The sequence below is a fragment of the Nodosilinea nodulosa PCC 7104 genome (assembly GCF_000309385.1).
In the GTDB taxonomy this organism is placed as follows: Bacteria; Cyanobacteriota; Cyanobacteriia; order Phormidesmidales; family Phormidesmidaceae; genus Nodosilinea; species Nodosilinea nodulosa.
In genome coordinates, this window is record NZ_JH976537.1 from 2,235,421 (window position 1) to 2,250,865 (window position 15,445).

At 55.4% G+C, this 15,445-nt stretch carries 11 protein-coding genes, 1 tRNA gene and 2 pseudogenes; 7 read left to right on the top strand and 7 right to left on the bottom strand.

Annotation, left to right across the window (positions count from 1 at the left end; translation table 11 throughout):
* The first annotated feature begins 62 nt into the window (after positions 1-62).
* Both LEPTO7104_RS0110230 and msrA read left to right on the top strand, forming a co-directional pair.
* The gene (locus LEPTO7104_RS0110230) at positions 63-1,301 is read left to right on the top strand and encodes a Zn-dependent hydrolase (RefSeq protein ID WP_017298481.1); all 1,239 of its coding nucleotides are present in this window, start codon (positions 63-65) and stop codon (positions 1,299-1,301) included.
* 227 nt (positions 1,302-1,528) lie between these two features.
* On the top strand, positions 1,529-2,194 hold the full coding sequence (msrA, locus tag LEPTO7104_RS0110235; protein ID WP_017298482.1) for a peptide-methionine (S)-S-oxide reductase MsrA: 666 nt from the start codon (positions 1,529-1,531) through the stop codon (positions 2,192-2,194).
* Between the two features lie 72 nt (positions 2,195-2,266).
* Here msrA and LEPTO7104_RS0110240 read toward each other — a convergent pair whose 3' ends face one another.
* Entirely contained in the window at positions 2,267-3,400 is a 1,134-nt protein-coding gene (locus LEPTO7104_RS0110240; protein WP_017298483.1) for a glycosyltransferase family 4 protein, read from the bottom strand.
* Between the two features lie 969 nt (positions 3,401-4,369).
* Here LEPTO7104_RS0110240 and LEPTO7104_RS0110245 point away from each other — a divergent pair.
* Positions 4,370-5,389 carry a glycosyltransferase family 2 protein gene (locus tag LEPTO7104_RS0110245; protein ID WP_017298484.1) on the top strand — a complete coding sequence of 340 codons (1,020 nt, stop codon included), beginning with the start codon at positions 4,370-4,372 and terminating at the stop codon, positions 5,387-5,389.
* A gap of 92 nt (positions 5,390-5,481) precedes the next feature.
* On the opposite strand, the gene LEPTO7104_RS0110250 is transcribed toward LEPTO7104_RS0110245, so the two are convergent.
* The 4 genes from LEPTO7104_RS0110250 to LEPTO7104_RS0110265 all read right to left on the bottom strand — a co-directional run bounded on the left by LEPTO7104_RS0110250 (position 5,482) and on the right by LEPTO7104_RS0110265 (position 8,437).
* Complete coding sequence (locus tag LEPTO7104_RS0110250) at positions 5,482-5,955, bottom strand: hypothetical protein (protein WP_017298485.1); 474 nt, start codon at positions 5,953-5,955, stop codon at positions 5,482-5,484.
* Positions 5,956-6,144: 189 nt separating this feature from the next.
* Positions 6,145-6,429, bottom strand: coding sequence for a hypothetical protein (locus LEPTO7104_RS0110255; protein ID WP_017298486.1), 285 nt, complete (start codon positions 6,427-6,429; stop codon positions 6,145-6,147).
* A gap of 101 nt (positions 6,430-6,530) precedes the next feature.
* On the bottom strand, positions 6,531-7,574 hold the full coding sequence (locus LEPTO7104_RS0110260) for an ABC transporter permease (protein ID WP_017298487.1): 1,044 nt from the start codon (positions 7,572-7,574) through the stop codon (positions 6,531-6,533).
* An 8-nt stretch (positions 7,575-7,582) separates the two neighbouring features.
* Positions 7,583-8,437 carry an Npun_R2479 family HD domain-containing metalloprotein gene (locus LEPTO7104_RS0110265; RefSeq protein WP_017298488.1) on the bottom strand — a complete coding sequence of 285 codons (855 nt, stop codon included), beginning with the start codon at positions 8,435-8,437 and terminating at the stop codon, positions 7,583-7,585.
* Between the two features lie 281 nt (positions 8,438-8,718).
* On the opposite strand from LEPTO7104_RS0110265, the gene LEPTO7104_RS0110270 reads away from it, so the two are divergent.
* From LEPTO7104_RS0110270 to LEPTO7104_RS0110280, 3 genes are all read left to right on the top strand, one after another.
* Positions 8,719-10,029, top strand: coding sequence for an efflux RND transporter periplasmic adaptor subunit (locus LEPTO7104_RS0110270; RefSeq protein ID WP_026072560.1), 1,311 nt, complete (start codon positions 8,719-8,721; stop codon positions 10,027-10,029).
* A gap of 157 nt (positions 10,030-10,186) precedes the next feature.
* On the top strand, positions 10,187-13,312 hold the full coding sequence (locus LEPTO7104_RS0110275) for an efflux RND transporter permease subunit (RefSeq protein ID WP_017298490.1): 3,126 nt from the start codon (positions 10,187-10,189) through the stop codon (positions 13,310-13,312).
* Between the two features lie 48 nt (positions 13,313-13,360).
* A tRNA-Gly gene (locus tag LEPTO7104_RS0110280) sits at positions 13,361-13,432 on the top strand.
* A gap of 767 nt (positions 13,433-14,199) precedes the next feature.
* On the opposite strand, the pseudogene LEPTO7104_RS43575 reads toward LEPTO7104_RS0110280, so the two are convergent.
* Positions 14,200-14,659, bottom strand: a pseudogene (locus LEPTO7104_RS43575) (type II toxin-antitoxin system VapC family toxin).
* Positions 14,656-14,892, bottom strand: a complete 237-nt coding sequence (locus LEPTO7104_RS0110290; RefSeq protein WP_017298492.1) for a hypothetical protein — start codon at positions 14,890-14,892, stop codon at positions 14,656-14,658. The pseudogene LEPTO7104_RS43575 and the gene LEPTO7104_RS0110290 overlap by 4 nt, the downstream one beginning before the upstream one ends.
* A 302-nt stretch (positions 14,893-15,194) precedes the next feature.
* On the opposite strand from LEPTO7104_RS0110290, the pseudogene LEPTO7104_RS41195 reads away from it, so the two are divergent.
* A pseudogene (locus LEPTO7104_RS41195) lies at positions 15,195-15,445 on the top strand (hypothetical protein); the annotation flags it as partial.

A 15,445-nucleotide genomic window follows, 5' to 3' on the forward strand; every position in this document is an offset into this window, starting at 1 on the left:
AACTGTAACGTTTTCTGGAGTTAGCGTTACCTCCCTTCACTTTACTCCCCTATTGAGGACCCATGGCTCTCTTAAAAACCCTCAGTATTAACGGCAAGCGCCTCAACCAAAGCATTGATGACCTGGCTCAGATCGGACAGCTTGAGAACGGCGGTATCCGTCGGCTGGCCTTTAGTCCAGAAGATTTGCAAGGGCGTGAGCTTGTGCGACGGTGGATGGTAGAAGCGGGCCTGAGCATTTGCATTGACACCGCTGGCAACTTGATCGGGCGACGCCCTGGCCTTACTAATGCCCCTGCGATCGCTACCGGATCCCACATCGACACCGTGCCCTGCGGCGGAAAATTTGATGGCAATCTGGGCGTGCTGGCCGGCATCGAAGTTGCTCGTACCCTACAAGAGAACAACATCACCCTCAATCATCCCTTTGAGGTGATTGTCTTTGCCGACGAAGAAGACACCATGATTGGCAGTCGAGCCATGGCTGGCACTGCTTCCGTAGATGCGGCTGACTATCACCGCAAGGACGGTCGGCCCATGGATGTCTGCATTGATGGGGCAGGGGGCAACTGGGAGCAGCTGCCTCTCTCGGCGCGCAGCCGCGACGACATCTGTGCCTTTGTTGAACTTCACGTCGAACAGGGTGGTGTGCTAGAAACAGCCCAAAAGCAGATTGGCGTGGTGCAGGGCATTGTGGGCATGCAGCGGTACCAGATTCACATCAAGGGGCGGCCCAATCACGCAGGCACCACTCCGATGGATCATCGTCAGGATGCCCTAGTGGCAGCAGCCCAGGTGGTGCTGACCGTAAATCGGTTGGGCAAGCGCCCCCCGGGCAATCAGGTGGCTACGGTGGGGGCGCTACAGGTGTGGCCCAATGCCGACAACATTGTGCCTGGTCAGGTGCAGTGCAGTCTCGACGTGCGTGACCTCAACCAGGATGTCATCAACGATCTGATCAACGACTTCAGGGAAGAACTCGTTCTAATTGCCCGAGAAACTGGTACCACTATTGATCTAGTTCCCCAACTCGATGTCGCTCCGAGTCCGGCAGCTGACCACATTCAAGCAATTATTGCTGAGGTCAGCGATCGCTTTGGCTTCAGCCACATGCCCATGCCCAGCCGGGCAGGCCATGACGCTCTGGAAATGGGGCGCTTTACCGACATGGGTATGATTTTTGTGCCTAGCGAGGGTGGATTCAGCCATTCAGAGGTGGAATACACTACTCCTGAGGAATGCGTCAACGGAGCCAATGTGCTGTTAGAAACAGTATTGCGGCTCGATCGCCATTATTCCTAGGCACTAACCCGGAACAATAGCGAAATCAGTCCCTAGGACCGGAAATTTAGTTAATTTTATAAGCATCGGCCTGGCCCAAAACCTTGAGGTTTTGGGCATTTTTATACCGCTAGATCCCCAGTATCCGCTTCGAACGCCGTACCTGTAGGGATATCCTCATCTGGGAATTGTCAGATTGTTGACGCTATAGTTTAGCTAGTTCTCCTTCACATATCGCAAGCATTCCTATGGTTTTCTTTGGTCTAGGCAAAGGCAAAAAGTCTGAAATGCCCGCTGCCAGCGAGGCGCTTCCGGGCCGGTCCGCAACTATGCCCGTGCCCGACAAACACTACGTCAACGGCAATCCTTTGACTCCCCCATTTCCCGCTGGGATGGAACTGGCCCTGTTCGGTATGGGCTGCTTTTGGGGGGCTGAGCGTAAATTTTGGCAGCTAGAGGGTGTGTATTCTACCTCCGTGGGCTACGCTGCGGGCCATACTCCCAACCCCACCTACCAGGAGGTATGCTCTGGCTTGACGGGTCATAACGAAGTGGTGCGAGTTGTGTTTGATCCGTCAGCGGTTTCCTATGAGCAAATCCTCAAAACCTTTTGGGAGAACCACAACCCTACCCAGGGCATGCGCCAGGGAAATGATGTGGGTACGCAGTATCGTTCAGGCATCTACGTATACTCTGAATCCCAACGACAGCTTGCGGAAGAATCTCGTCGGGCTTACCAAGAGGCCCTTAACCTTGCTGGTTACGGTGATATCACGACTGAAATTCTGGAGGCCCCAGAATTTTATTATGCTGAAGCCTATCATCAGCAATACCTGGCTAAAAACCCAGGTGGCTACTGTGGCTTAGGGGGTACTAACGTGACCTGCCCCTTGGGTTTGGCGGTAGAGCAATAGCCCCATCCCTGGACCTCTATTTTCATAGAGGTCCAGGTTTCATAGAGGTCCAGGGATGGGACTGGGCGTGAGCTATAGCGAGTAATGTTGGATTTGGTTCGACAGGCTACTTGGCTGCTGGCAAACAGATTCAAAAAACTCTCGATATTCTTTAGCTAGAGAAGCCCAGGAAAAGCGGCGTATGGCTAAGTCGCGGCGACTTTGAACGTAATGGCTATCGCCCTTCGAATGAAGGGCTAGCTTTAAGCCTTCAGCCACACTATCTTCCTGGGATGTATCCACCAAAATAGCTTCATTTTCTAGAGTCCAGCGCGTTACTGGCCGATCGTGGGTTACGATTGGCAGCCCTGTTGCAAGTGCTTCGATGTAAACATTGGCTGAGGGTTCATCCTGACTCATGTGCAGAAATACATTGGCACAGCGATAAAGATCGGGCATTGCCTCACGAGGCAGTTTTAGTAGGTGAAAACGATCGCCCAACAGTTTCTCGCCTAACGCTTTTACCTCAACGCGCAGTTCACCATCTCCCGCTATGGCTAAATGTAAACCGTCCACCTTAGCTGCGGAGCGAATGCCCTCGAGTACACGCTTGCTGGGAATTAACGCACTAACCATCACTGCCAAGGGAGCCTGGGCAGGAATACCAAGTTTGGCACGATTGCCCAATCCAGGACTAAATAGGTTTGGATCTACACCGTTGGGAATAAGCACCGATGGGTAGTTAGCCTTATTGCGCTCGAAGTACTCGGGGTTAGTACATACTAAGCCATCACAGCCAAAGTATTTATATTCCGCGTTGTCAGCGATACACATCCAGTCGCCGTTTTGGGTGACAAAAATGTGTTTTGGCCCCAGCTTATTGCGTTTAGCCCGTAAGAGCCAATTCGTGTAGGGATAGCTGCAAGTAACAGTTACATCGTAGTTATTAGGGTTATAGGCTCCCAGCAGGCCAGGAACAAATGTTAGCTCTTCATAAACATAGTGCCCGCGCAGGAAAGGGAAAGCGGGCCATCGCTCAAAGGTTTCGCGGGCGATGCAGGGAACATGGTGAAATTGGTAAGGATCATCAGCCCTAGGATGCCCTGATCCTATTAGCGTAACTTGACAGTCAGGCAAGGCAGCAAGTTGAATGGCCAATTGCTCAAAAGCTACCTCTGCCCCGCGAATAACGCGATGTAACCCTGGTAACGCGATCAAAATGCGCATAATTTACTAATAAAGCTCAGCCTGAGCCATGGAATAAGGACAGCACTAACAATAGGGAAAAAGGCGACTCCTGGTATAACCACACAGATTAGCCATGACCACTTCCGCCTAGTTAAATAAATCTTTATACATTAATCACGCCTTTTTGATGAAAAAACACTGAAATTCTAGAAAGATAAGCGATCTCTTATTGATATGATTACAGCCATAGGAATGTACAACTTGTAACATATTTCTGTAGAGAAGCCCAGAAAAAATACATTCATCATAAAAGTTCTTTACACCTTAAGAGAAGCTTGAAGAATAAACGTTGGCCAAGGTATTTTTGGAGTCTCTGGGGTATCAATATTAGCCTGTTCTCTTGCCCTGCCTGCTGCAACCTTTACCTGACCGATGAATAAGCGCTTTAGGATAAACAACGTTGTTATATGGTGGCTAGAAGCTGACTTGCTTAGCAAGTAAACTTAAAGCAAGAGTAAAGTTACTGAAAATTAGTGATGAAATTAACTTTAAATCCCTTTGACGACTACTAAGCATCGGGAATTCGCCATCTCGCTAGCTGGCGAAACTCCTAAAACCCTTGTTTTACAGGAGAATGGGTAGCATCAGGGCAATCCATCGAAAGCGTCTCTGATGTTGGATTCTGCTCCGCTTAACACCACCTTCCATGGTAACTTTTGTCAGTCAATTGGGTTTGTCGTTGTGAAGCGTGGATTTTGGATAGTGAAGACTTCAGCCCACCGATTAGGGGAGCTTAACTTCGGAAACACTTGCTGGATCAAGGTTCCGGGCTTGGTGGGCTACGGTTTTGGAACGATTACCACAGCGGTGGTTTAAGGTTGCTTTGTGCCCTAGCTAGCTACACTTGTTCAATAAAGGCTTGGTAAAATTGTGCTTAGGTTAGTGTAACTGCTCAGTGCTCAGGCAGTAGCTTGTGGAAGTGCCTTAAGACCTTTAAGAAGTAGTGTGATGAGTCAGGTAGGGATTGTCACTATCGGTCGTAATGAAGGAGAGCGTCTGATTCGCTGTCTCCAGTCTTTGCAAACCCATGGCCCCGCTGGGAGTCCCATTGTATACGTCGATTCTGGTTCTATCGACAGTAGCGTAGTACAGGCGCAGGAAATGGGCGTTCACGTGGTTGAGCTTGATATGTCTGTGCCGTTTACGATGGCGCGTGGACGCAATGCGGGGTTTCAGTATCTAACTGAACGCTTTCCTGAACTCACCTATGTGCAATTTATTGATGGGGACTGCGAACTCCTGCCTGACTGGATGGATAAAGCGATCGCAGCTTTAGAGCAATCAGCAGATCTTGCTATTGCCTGCGGACGGCGACGAGAGCGCTGCCCCGAAGCGTCTCCTTACAATCGTCTGGCTGATATGGAGTGGAACACGCCAGTGGGTGAGGCCAAAGCCTGTGGAGGCGACATGCTAGCCCGCATTGAGGCTATCAAAGCGGTAGGTGGTTACAACCCTAAAATGATTTGCGGCGAAGAGCCGGAGATGTGTATTCGCCTGCGCCAGAGAGGGTGGAAGATAGAGCGCATTGATGCTGATATGACGCTGCACGATGCGGCGATGACTCGCTTTGGTCAATGGTGGAAGCGCTCAATTCGTGGTGGATGGGCGGTTGCGGAGGGAAAAGCCATGTACGGCGAACCACCGGAGTCATACATGGTTAAGGAAAACAAAAGTGGTTGGCTTTGGGGGATGGTTATTCCTGCCTTGGCTTTGGCTTTGGGTTGGCCCACCTGCGGGCTCAGCCTGCTGCTTTTGCTGGGCTACCCAATTTTGGCGTGGCGCATTTATAAGTATCGTCAGGGGCAGGGAGACTTACCTGGACATGCCTGGCTCTACGCTTTCTTCTGCACTATTTCAAAACTGCCCCAAGCACTTGGGCAAGGCCGATATTGGCTCAATCGCTGGCGCAATACACCTGCAACGCTAATTGAGTACAAGCCAGTTCCGATAGCGAATCCAGAATCATAGGGTCGTCTGTAACCCCAATTCTGCCTGTGCGAATAAAGCGTTTATAAAGCACCAACAATTGCTCAATTGGGTTTAAGCGATTATCTCACCCCTTAGCCAGACTTTGCCTGGCTGTCTTCGATCGATCTCAGCACAGGCGTCGATTGCCAGCGCAAAATCTCTCCCGATTTTGCCAAGCTGGGTTCTAGAAGCAGCCACGATTGTTTTGTATCGCCGCGCTGGAGGTAGAGGTCAAACTCCCTGGTTTGGCGGCGTTGGGCGCTGGTTAGCTGGCCTCCCTTCAGGTGATAGCTACCGGTGACCTCCACCGCTGGCTGACCAGCCAGAGTAGTCCAATGGTGATCGGTGATGCGAATACGGCCCACCTGGGCTAGATCGGCAGGGGGAATAGCTGGGGCGAGTTGCCGATAGAGAACGGCCTGGGTTTGGGAGAGTTTCTGGGCGATCGCGGCTTCGACCACGGTCCTTGGTGGCCTGGGGTTAATCAGGCCGCAGCCCAACAGCGATAGACACATCAGTGCGATCGCCATGATTTGCATCACCGTCTTTGATGCCAGCTTTTTCATCGAGCGTTTCCTGCTAAAGCCGCTATTTCCAGGCTACTGCCTTCGGGGACGCCGATAGCAATAACCTTCGAGAAGGAACCTGGTACTCGATATCTGAAATACACCTACCGTTCTGCCTTCCCAGTTCTCCCCTGCCCCTAGCTTATGGAAATAGTGCCTATACTTCTGTCATTGAGTCCTCATTGATTGCTAGGGACGCCTGACAAAAGCCCGATTGAGCAAGGCCAGAATGAACGTAAACAGAGTAGCCCCGATAATAGACCAGATAATTGGAAAGGACTGCCCTCCAATTTGAAGGGCAAACAGCTCGGGCAGGCCCAGGTTGCGGGCAATTAGTACACCCAGGTAAGACCCAACAAAACCCACCACAATTGAAGTTAAGCATCCTCCGGCGGAGTAGCCCGCTAGGGATTGGCCAATGCCCCCGCAGATGGCGGCGACAATGAGTAAAACCAGTAGCTCAATCAGTCCCATGCGCCAGTGCCCCAGAACTTAATCGCAAAGAGCTTAGCTCCGGGCGGGGGCGATCGCATCTAGCTGGAGATATAGCTGCTAGCCAAAGAGCCTTTTTGGAATTATTGCTTGAGGGTGCGGGGATCGAGGGCATCGCGCAGGCCATCGCCCAGCAGGTTAAAGGCCAGGGACGTAACTACAATTAAAATGGCGGGCGGCCATACCAGCCAGGGCTGGAGCACCAGGATAGACGCATTGGTCGCCAGGGTAAGCATGTTGCCCCAGGAGGCGTCCGGCTGCTGAATGCCCAGCCCGATAAAGCTCAGCACCGCCTCTGCCAAAATAAAGCCTGGAATCGCCAGAGTTGCCGCAATAATTCCATAGGTGGCGGTCTGAGGCAGAATATGGCGGGTGATGATGTACAGGGGCCGCCCCCCCATTACCCGGCTGGCCTGTACAAACTCCTGCTCTTTAATCGACAGCACCTGGCCGCGAATGACCCGTGCCAGCCCAGCCCAGCCGATTAGCGACGTAATGAGGACAATCAGCAAAAACCGGTGGGTACTGGAGATGCCCGTCGGCAGCACCGCCCCTAGGGCCACCAGCAGATAAATGCTGGGAATTGTCATCAGCACTTCCACAAGGCGCATCAGCACGGCATCCACCGCACCGCCAAAGTACCCCGCTAAGCCCCCCACCAGCATGCCCAGGGGGAAGGAGATAGCGATGCCAATCAGCCCTACGCTGAGGCTGACCCGGCTGCCGTGGACGAGGCGACTGAACTGGTCGCGGGCCTGCTCATCGGTGCCGAGCAAGTTTAGCTTGCCGGGGCCAACGGTGTCGAACAGGGTGAGCCGCCCCTCGTCGTTGTGGTGGAAGATGCGAATGGCGGAGGGCTGGCTGCGGTCGACGATAATTTCGCGATCGCCCGTATCTATATCTACCGGCCCCTGGGTGGTGGGGTAGACGTGGGGAAAAAACCTGCCTGTCTCGGCGTCGCGCCAGTATACCTGGGTGGGCGGCAGCAGCGAGCCATTGGGCTGCGTCGCATAGGGGCTGTAGGGGGCAAAAAAGCCGGCCCCCAGAGCCACGGCATAGAGGCCGATCAGCAAGATTGCGCCCAACTGGGCCAGGCGATTGGTTTTAAGCTTGCGCCACCAGGTCATAGACAGGTCTAGGTGTGAATTACGGCTTGCTCATTTTCTTTCTCTACCATAAACACATTCGAATAGAGGTTTGCAATAATTTGCTTCCCTTCCTGGGTGAGCGACAAGTAGCGCAGCCCGTCCTGGATGTAGGGATGCACCACATTCCAGTAAAACTTAGGGTAGTTGGCCCGCAGATCGCCAGGGTGCTGATAGTTCAAGTACTGGTTCTGGCCGGTTTCTTCAAACTCGTAGTACAGGGCACCAATTTTTTTCAGGTAGCGAGGGTCGCTCAGTTGGCCGATCAGGTCAGCAGCCCGCACCAGGCCTGGAAAGTTGTGGGTATCTTGGTGGTCTTCTTTCTTGGGAACCGGAAAGCGCGTTAGCTCGATATTGTACTTGATGATCTCCGCCTCAATGACTGGATTATTGCCAAAGCGCTCTTCAATGAACTGCTTGCCCCGATCGACGTGGTGTGGGGTAAGCGATGCATCGGAGGAGCCTGGCTTCAGCGGCACCATTTCGTCGCCTTTGCCCGTGGAGTAGAGGTGATTGCGGTCTTGGTCGTTACGGCAGACCCCTTTGACATAGCCAATGTCGTGGCACACCAGCGAAATGATGAAGTGCATCCAGTCTTTGCAGGTGACACCGCCTTCGCGAATGTGCTTACCGCGCAAAATTTCTTGGCCGACCAGCGCTACCAGAATCGTGTGCTCCACGTTGTGATAGAGCGCGTCGCTGTTGGCAATGTTTTCGAGCGCCATGCTGCCCGCCCAGGCAATGATGTCTTCGTAGTCGGGGTTTTGGCCACCGTAGGTGCGGTGATACCCGGCCCGCAGCTTGTCTACAAAGTCACTGATGAGGATTTCGGTCGCGTTAAACATTCCCAAGACCTGCCTTTTTAGAGTCGAGCCGTTGGCGGAAGAGAGCAGTGACGACGGGGTGAGTGAGGCCCACGCAATAGATATCTTGCTATTAGACCAAACCTTCCCTATTCAGGGTTGTGATTCAAGTCAGCAGAACTGATAAGATTCGTCGCCTGGACCGGAGCAAGGGCTTGATTTCCCTTGTAAATCAAGCGATCCCAAGGATGAGAGGGTTTAGGTCATAATGGGAAAATAAACATTTCGTAACCTATTCAGCCGTTATTTCTGAGGGTGTGTAAGTGCACAATCTCCCGTCCTCTAACCGTTTAGGCCCTACGGCTGACTCATCTGTCAAGCAGGATATGACCCACATTGACAAGGCCACTGCCGGACGCAAAATGCCGCGTCAGTGGTCGGGATTGCTGCTGGGGCTGGGGGCCGGAGTGCTGCTGACCCTGGCCGGGACTCGACTTTTGGGTGGGCGCGAGGTAGCGCCGCCGGAAGCGCCTGACTCTGCTCCGGCAGCGACTCAAACGGTGACGGTGGCGGCGGCGACGTCAGCGGCGGTGGCCGATACCCTGGCCGTCAGTGGTACCGTTCAAGCCGTTGACCTGCTTTCGATCGCGCCCCAGGCGAGCGGCTTGCAGATTCGCCAGATTTTGGTGCGCGAGGGGAATGCCGTCAGCGCGGGGCAGGCGATCGCCACCCTGGACGATGCCACGCTCCAGGCCGATCTGCGCCAGGCCCAGGCCCAGCTCTCGGTATCCCAGGCCCAGGTGAGCCAGCAGCAGGCCTCGCTGGCCCAGGCCCAGGCTAGCCTGACCGAAGCCCAGGCCAACCTCGCTCGCATCCAGTCCTTAGCCGATCGCGGGGCGGTCAGCCAGCAGGAGCTGACCCGGCAGCGCACCGAGGCGGTCAATGCCCAGGAGGCGGTGGCGCTGGCCCGGGCCGAGGTGGCCAGTGCCGAGGCGGGGGTGCGATCGCAGCAGGCGGCCATTGACCGCCTGCAAACCCAGCTCAGCCAGACCACCGTGCGCGCCCCCGTCGCGGGGGTAATCGCCGAGCGCCAGGCCACCATAGGCGATGTCTCCTCGCCCGGCACGCCGATCGTGACGCTGATTCAAAATAACCAGCTGGAGCTGGCGGCTGAAGTGCCCCAGGCCCAGCTCGACCAGGTGGCGATCGGAGCCCCGGTGGCGATTACCTCCACGAGCGACAGCCGCATTCAGCTCCAGGGTACGGTGGGGTCGGTTGATCCGGTGGTCGATGCGACAACCCGAGTGGCGACGGTTAAGATCGCGCTGCCAGCCAGCGACCTGCTCAAGCCCGGCATGTTTCTGCGCGGCGACATTACCACCAGCTCGCGTCAGGGGTTGACCATACCCGCTGCAGCGCTCCAGCCCCAGCCCGACGGTACCACCCAGGTATTTGTGCTCACGGACGGCAATCAGGTAGCGGCGCGCAGTGTGGAGCTGGGCAACCGCCTGGCCGCCAGCGGCAATGCTGAGGCCCGCGTCGAAGTACGCCAGGGACTGCAATCTGGGGAACAGGTTGTTACTTCCGGCGTCGGGTTCTTGCAGGACGGTGATGTGGTGACCGTCGTCCCGTAGGGTGCTTCCGCGCAGCGATGCACCATCCGTCCAACCCGCGTAGGCACAAAAATCTCGCAGTGGTGCATTACGGCTTCACTAAAATCCATGCTCAAACGCATAGGTTTGCTAAAGCTTAATGCACCCCACACATCCAAACTAACTACCCTTCTCCTCCATGAACTTCTCCGGCTGGTCTATTCGTCGCCCGATTCCTGTAATCGTGCTGTTTTTGGTGCTGACCCTGGGGGGCATGGTGGCCTTTGGGCAGCTGGGCATCGACGAAAACCCCAACATTGACCTGCCCGCGGTCAGTATTACCGTCACCCAGACCGGGGCTGGGCCAGAGGAGCTGGAAACCCAGGTGACGAAAAAAATTGAAGACGCCGTGGCCGGGTTGGGCAACATCGACGAGCTGCGCTCCACCGTGCGGGATGGCGCGTCGACCACCTCGATTACCTTTGTGCTGGGTACCGATGTGGATCGCGCCACCAACGACGTGCGCGATGCGGTCACCCGCATTCGCCAAGACCTGCCCGGCAGCATTCAGGAGCCGGTGATTCAGCGGCTGGATTTTGGCGGCGGCGTGATTATGACCTACGCCGTCAACTCTGCGCAGCGATCGGTAGAAGAACTCAGCGATTTGGTCGATCGCACCATTAGCCAAGACATTCTCACGGTAGAAGGAGTGGCGCGGGTGGACCGGGTGGGTGGCGTTGACCCTGAGATTCGGGTGGATCTCGACCCCACCCAGCTCGACGCCCTGGGCATTACTGCTACCCAGGTAAACGACCAAATTCGGGCGCTGAACGTCAACCTGCCCAGCGGGCGGGCTACCCTGGGCGGCCAGGAGCAAAGCTTTCGCACCCTGGGCAGTGCTTCAACCGTAGAGACGCTGCGGGCCTACCCGATTGCTCTGCCCAACGGTACGACGGTGCCCCTCAGCACCCTGGGGACGGTGGACAGCGGCTTCAAAGAGGCGCGCCAGTCGGCCCAGTTCAACAACGAGCCGGTGGTGGCCTTTTCGGTTTATCGCAGCACTGGCAGCGTACTGGTGTCGGTGGAGGATGGGGTGCGCTCGGCGGTGGCGGGGCTGAATGAGACCCTGCCCGAGGATATTGACATTGAGCTGATCTTTACCCGCGCCGACGAAATTCGTGACTCGTACCAGGCTTCGATCGACGCGCTGATTTTGGGCTGTCTGCTGGCGGTGGTGGTGGTGGGCGTATTTCTGCGGGACTGGCGGGCGACGCTGATTACCGCGACGGCGCTGCCCCTGTCGATTATTCCAACCTTTTTGGTGCTGCACTGGTTTGACTACACCCTCAACAGCATGACCCTGCTGGCGCTGACCCTGGCGGTGGGGAACCTGGTCGACGACGCAATCGTAGAGATTGAGAACGTCGAGCGCCACATGCACATGGGCAAGCGACCGTTTGAGGCGGCCCTGGACTCGGCGGCGGAGGTAGGGCTGGCGGTGCTGGCCACCACGGCGACGCTGGTGGCGGTGTTTTTGCCGGTGGCCTTTATGGGGGGCATTCCGGGTCAGTTCTTTAAGCCCTTTGGGGTGACGGTGGCCACGGCAACGATATTTTCGACCATTGTGGCGCGGCTGATTACGCCGATGATGGCGGCCTATCTGCTCAAGCCCAAGGGAAACGGAACGGGTGGGCACGGGAGTTCCAATGGCAGGGCGCCCCGACGCACTGGCCCCTACCGCAGCGCGCTGGGCTGGGCGCTGCGGCACCGGGGGCTGACGCTGGCCCTGGCGCTAATTTTCTTTGTGGGCAGCCTGCGGCTGGTGCCCTACATTCCCACCAGCCTGTTTGACAGCAGCGACTCAAGCCTTTCCACCATTGCGGTGGAGCTGCCGCCGGGAGCCACCCTGGCCGATACCCAGCGGGCCACCGCCCAGGTAACGAAGGGGCTGCTGGCGAACCCAGCGGTGGACGGCGTTTTGGCTACCGAGGGGGGCGACAGCGGGGTGAATTCGGCCACCCTCTACGCTCGGCTGCTGCCCAAGGGCGATCGCGATCTGTCCCAGCAGGAGTTTGAGCAGCAGGCCCGCGATATTTTTCAGCAGGTGCCGGGAGCGCGGATTAATGTCCAGAGCCAGGGGGCCTCGGGGGAAGGCAAAGACCTGACCGTGGTGCTGAAAAGTGAAGACCCAGAGACGCTGAGGGAGACCTCCGATCTGCTCACCCGCGAAATGCGGGACATTGCTGGCCTGGTGGATGTTAACTCTAGCGCCAGCCTGGTGCGGCCCGAGGTGCAGATTATTCCCGATATGGCCCGCGCCGCCGACCTGGGGGTGACGGTGCAGGCGATCGCCAGTACCGCTTCCCTGGCGACCCTGGGCGATACCGACGCTAACCTGGCCGACTTTAACCTGGGCGATCGCCAGATTCCCATTCGCGTGCAGATCGATCCGGCCTTTCGCGATAATCCCGAGATTCTTCAGGCCCTGCGAGTGCCCAGCGACAGCGGCAACCTGGTACCCCTTGCCGCCGTTGCTAATGTGCGCTTTGGCAGCGGCCCAGCCCAAATCGATCGCTTCGATCGCGCCCGCCAGGTCACCATTGGCGCTAACCTCCAGGGTATTACCCTGGGCCAGGGGCTAGCCGCCGTAGGCGAACTGCCTGCCATGCAGCACCTGCCAGCGGGCGTGACCCAGCAGCCCTCTGGCGATGCCGAAATTATGCGGGATATTTTCAGCCGCTTTGCCCTGGCCCTGGGAACGGCGGTGCTGATGATTTTTGCGGTGCTGGTGCTGCTCTACAACAGCTTTATTTACCCGGTGGCGGTGATGGCGGCCCTGCCGCTGTCGGTGGGGGGCGCGCTAATGGGGCTGCTGATTGCCCAGAAGTCGCTGGGCCTCTTTGCCCTGATTGGCATTGTGCTGCTGATGGGCCTGGTAACGAAGAATGCCATTCTGCTGGTGGACTATGCCCTGATGGCTAAGCAGGAGGGGAAATCCGCCAGGGCGGCGGTCATGGAGGCCGGAACCACCCGACTGCGGCCCATTTTGATGACCTCGATTTCGACGATGGCCGGGATGGTGCCGATCGCTCTGGAGATTGGGGCCGGGGGCGAAACCCGCAGCCCAATGGCGATCGCGGTAATCGGCGGCTTTACCACCTCAACGCTGCTGACGCTGGTGGTGGTGCCGGTGCTGTTTACCTATATCGATCGGCTGAATGGGGCGATCGCCAAGCTGTTTGCCCGCCTGCGTGGCGACGATGGCGGCCCCACCCCGCCCTCTGCCCCAGAAACTTCGCCGAAGGAATATACCTTGAGCAAATAATCGTATAATGAGGTTCCGTTGGTAACAAGCTTGCCCAGCGACACCTCTGCGGGTGTAGTTCAGTGGTAGAACGTCAGCTTCCCAAGCTGAATGTCGTCGGTTCGAGTCCGATCACCCGCTTTAGGATATTTTCGTTAATCAATAACCGATTGCTGAGTGTATTTGAGGATGAGCAGAGGATTTTTACGAACAGGTTCAGGCTAGGCAGCTTAAGGAGACCTTCCGCATACTACGGGCTGAAAGCTTTGGGAAGCAAGGCTTTCAGCCTGTAGCGAGCGACCATGGAGAGGGAAAAATAATTCTCTAAATCCAGGGGCCGATTTGAGGCCAAAGGAAGAATAATCCTTTAAAGCCACCGTGAGCTGAATTGCAGCTATTAAAGACCTTCAAAACGTTGCATCGCAAGGCTCGTAGCAATCTGAAGCGATGGAATCTAATTGTTTAAAGATGGAAAGATAATTCTTTAATGGACAATTGCTGTTTGAGGCAGTCGTACCAGATGGGACGATCAGGCCGAGCCAGTGTTCGGCTAAGCTACCGGGGTCTACGGGTTCCTGGGAATTAGGCTGCAGAAGCTTTAGGAGCTGTCGGATGAAATTGGCGCGATCGCTATCCCCCTAGAGATTAGCCCGTTCCAGGTATTCTCCCAAGATGAATTTCATTTCCTCCAGCGCCCGTTGTTTCCGCCGAGGTAGGAGCAGCGCCTCGGTCTGACGGAGCTGTTGCAGGAAGTCTTGGAGAACTCTGGCCGCCTGTTCCAGCTGTCTTTAGGTAGATTGTCGACTTCATCAGCTAGCACATTGCGGAGTTGCTGGCTGACCTTCTCCAGATCAGTAACTGGCTTGGCCTGAGGGCTATCCAGGTAGACCCAGCGAGGGACACCCCATTCAGTGCCTGCTCCACAAACCGCTGGCCGGTGAACGTTTAGCTTTAGGATTAGTTTCGGTCATTAGCGTGTGAAAATCGGCTTGGTGGAAATAGCGATCGCTGGTCACAGCATCGACCAGACTTTGCTGTTGCATAACGACGAATTGCAGTCCGTTAGTCCCGAGCCTTTATCAGGACAAAAGCGGTAAAGATCGAGGGATTGCGGCAAGAGGGAGGTGTCAATGCTGACGACTTTTATGTTTTCAGTTCGGTAGCACTGTTAAATAAACTGGACTGCTCCATTGCGATTCAGACTACTCAAGGCATTGCCCACTTCTACCAAAATGGCTTCAGTCAGCCAAACTTCTGCTGCAGCGCGAACGCGAGGAAAAAGCTGCTTGGCCTGCTGATGGTAATCGTCGTGAGGATTGAGCAACGCCGGATAAAGGCGGTGTCGAGGAACAGGCGATCGCGACTCATGATTCGGTTTCCTGGCGCTTGGGGGTGCCGTAGATGTAATGGTCATGTTCGGCTGACCAATCGGCTGGAGCTTCAACGGTGCCAGTGAGAGATTCGAGGACATCCCAGGCATTGCCAGGGGTTTGAAGATGCTGTTGCCACAGGGTTTCAATGAATTGCAAAACTTGCTGCTGCAAGTCATCAGGCAAATCATTCATCTCCTCAATGACTTGGGTGATGATTTCAGCAATCATTAGAACTCCTTTTGCAGAAGGGGTAGATGATTGAAATAAAAAGCCATGTTAGTTAAACAATTGATGAATTTCCTCGTTTCAAGAAAATACTTTGGCAGTAAAGATAATCGATACTCAATCTAGTTTTTTATGAATACGTCTAACGTTCCAATCACCCGCCTCAATTAGCAACTGATACTCACAGATAACTCTCGACGGTCGGTGTGTATTGGGATTGTTATACAGTGATCGCTGGGAGCATCCCACTTTCGCGAAAACAGTGTCAGGGGGAGAATAGAGGGGTAGCTCAGGGACGACTCACCATGACCCCCGAAGACCAAAAGCGATTGGAAGCTTGTACAGCAGAGATTGCCGAGATTTTGTACCGCAATAGCAACCGAGACAGGCTCGATAGTCTGGAAAGCATTGAGCAAACCGTGCGACAGCAGATGCTGGAGGAGGTCAGCCCTCGAGTCGCCGCTTTTTTGCAACCAGCAAGCCTACCCGGCCCGAGGCCGGGTTCGCCGACTGAAGAGTTTGGTGGGTTTCCTCCAGATTCGTCAAAGCCAGGCAG

Coding starts and splice junctions, on each gene's coding strand:
- LEPTO7104_RS0110255 (WP_017298486.1), bottom strand. CDS start 6,429: ATGGGACTGATTGAGCTACTGGTTTTACTCATTGTCGCCGCCATCTGC.
- LEPTO7104_RS0110275 (WP_017298490.1), top strand. CDS start 10,187: ATGAACTTCTCCGGCTGGTCTATTCGTCGCCCGATTCCTGTAATCGTG.
- LEPTO7104_RS0110240 (WP_017298483.1), bottom strand. CDS start 3,400: ATGCGCATTTTGATCGCGTTACCAGGGTTACATCGCGTTATTCGCGGG.
- LEPTO7104_RS0110230 (WP_017298481.1), top strand. CDS start 63: ATGGCTCTCTTAAAAACCCTCAGTATTAACGGCAAGCGCCTCAACCAA.
- LEPTO7104_RS0110245 (WP_017298484.1), top strand. CDS start 4,370: ATGAGTCAGGTAGGGATTGTCACTATCGGTCGTAATGAAGGAGAGCGT.
- LEPTO7104_RS0110290 (WP_017298492.1), bottom strand. CDS start 14,892: ATGATTGCTGAAATCATCACCCAAGTCATTGAGGAGATGAATGATTTG.
- LEPTO7104_RS0110260 (WP_017298487.1), bottom strand. CDS start 7,574: ATGACCTGGTGGCGCAAGCTTAAAACCAATCGCCTGGCCCAGTTGGGC.
- msrA (WP_017298482.1), top strand. CDS start 1,529: ATGGTTTTCTTTGGTCTAGGCAAAGGCAAAAAGTCTGAAATGCCCGCT.
- LEPTO7104_RS0110265 (WP_017298488.1), bottom strand. CDS start 8,437: ATGTTTAACGCGACCGAAATCCTCATCAGTGACTTTGTAGACAAGCTG.
- LEPTO7104_RS0110250 (WP_017298485.1), bottom strand. CDS start 5,955: ATGAAAAAGCTGGCATCAAAGACGGTGATGCAAATCATGGCGATCGCA.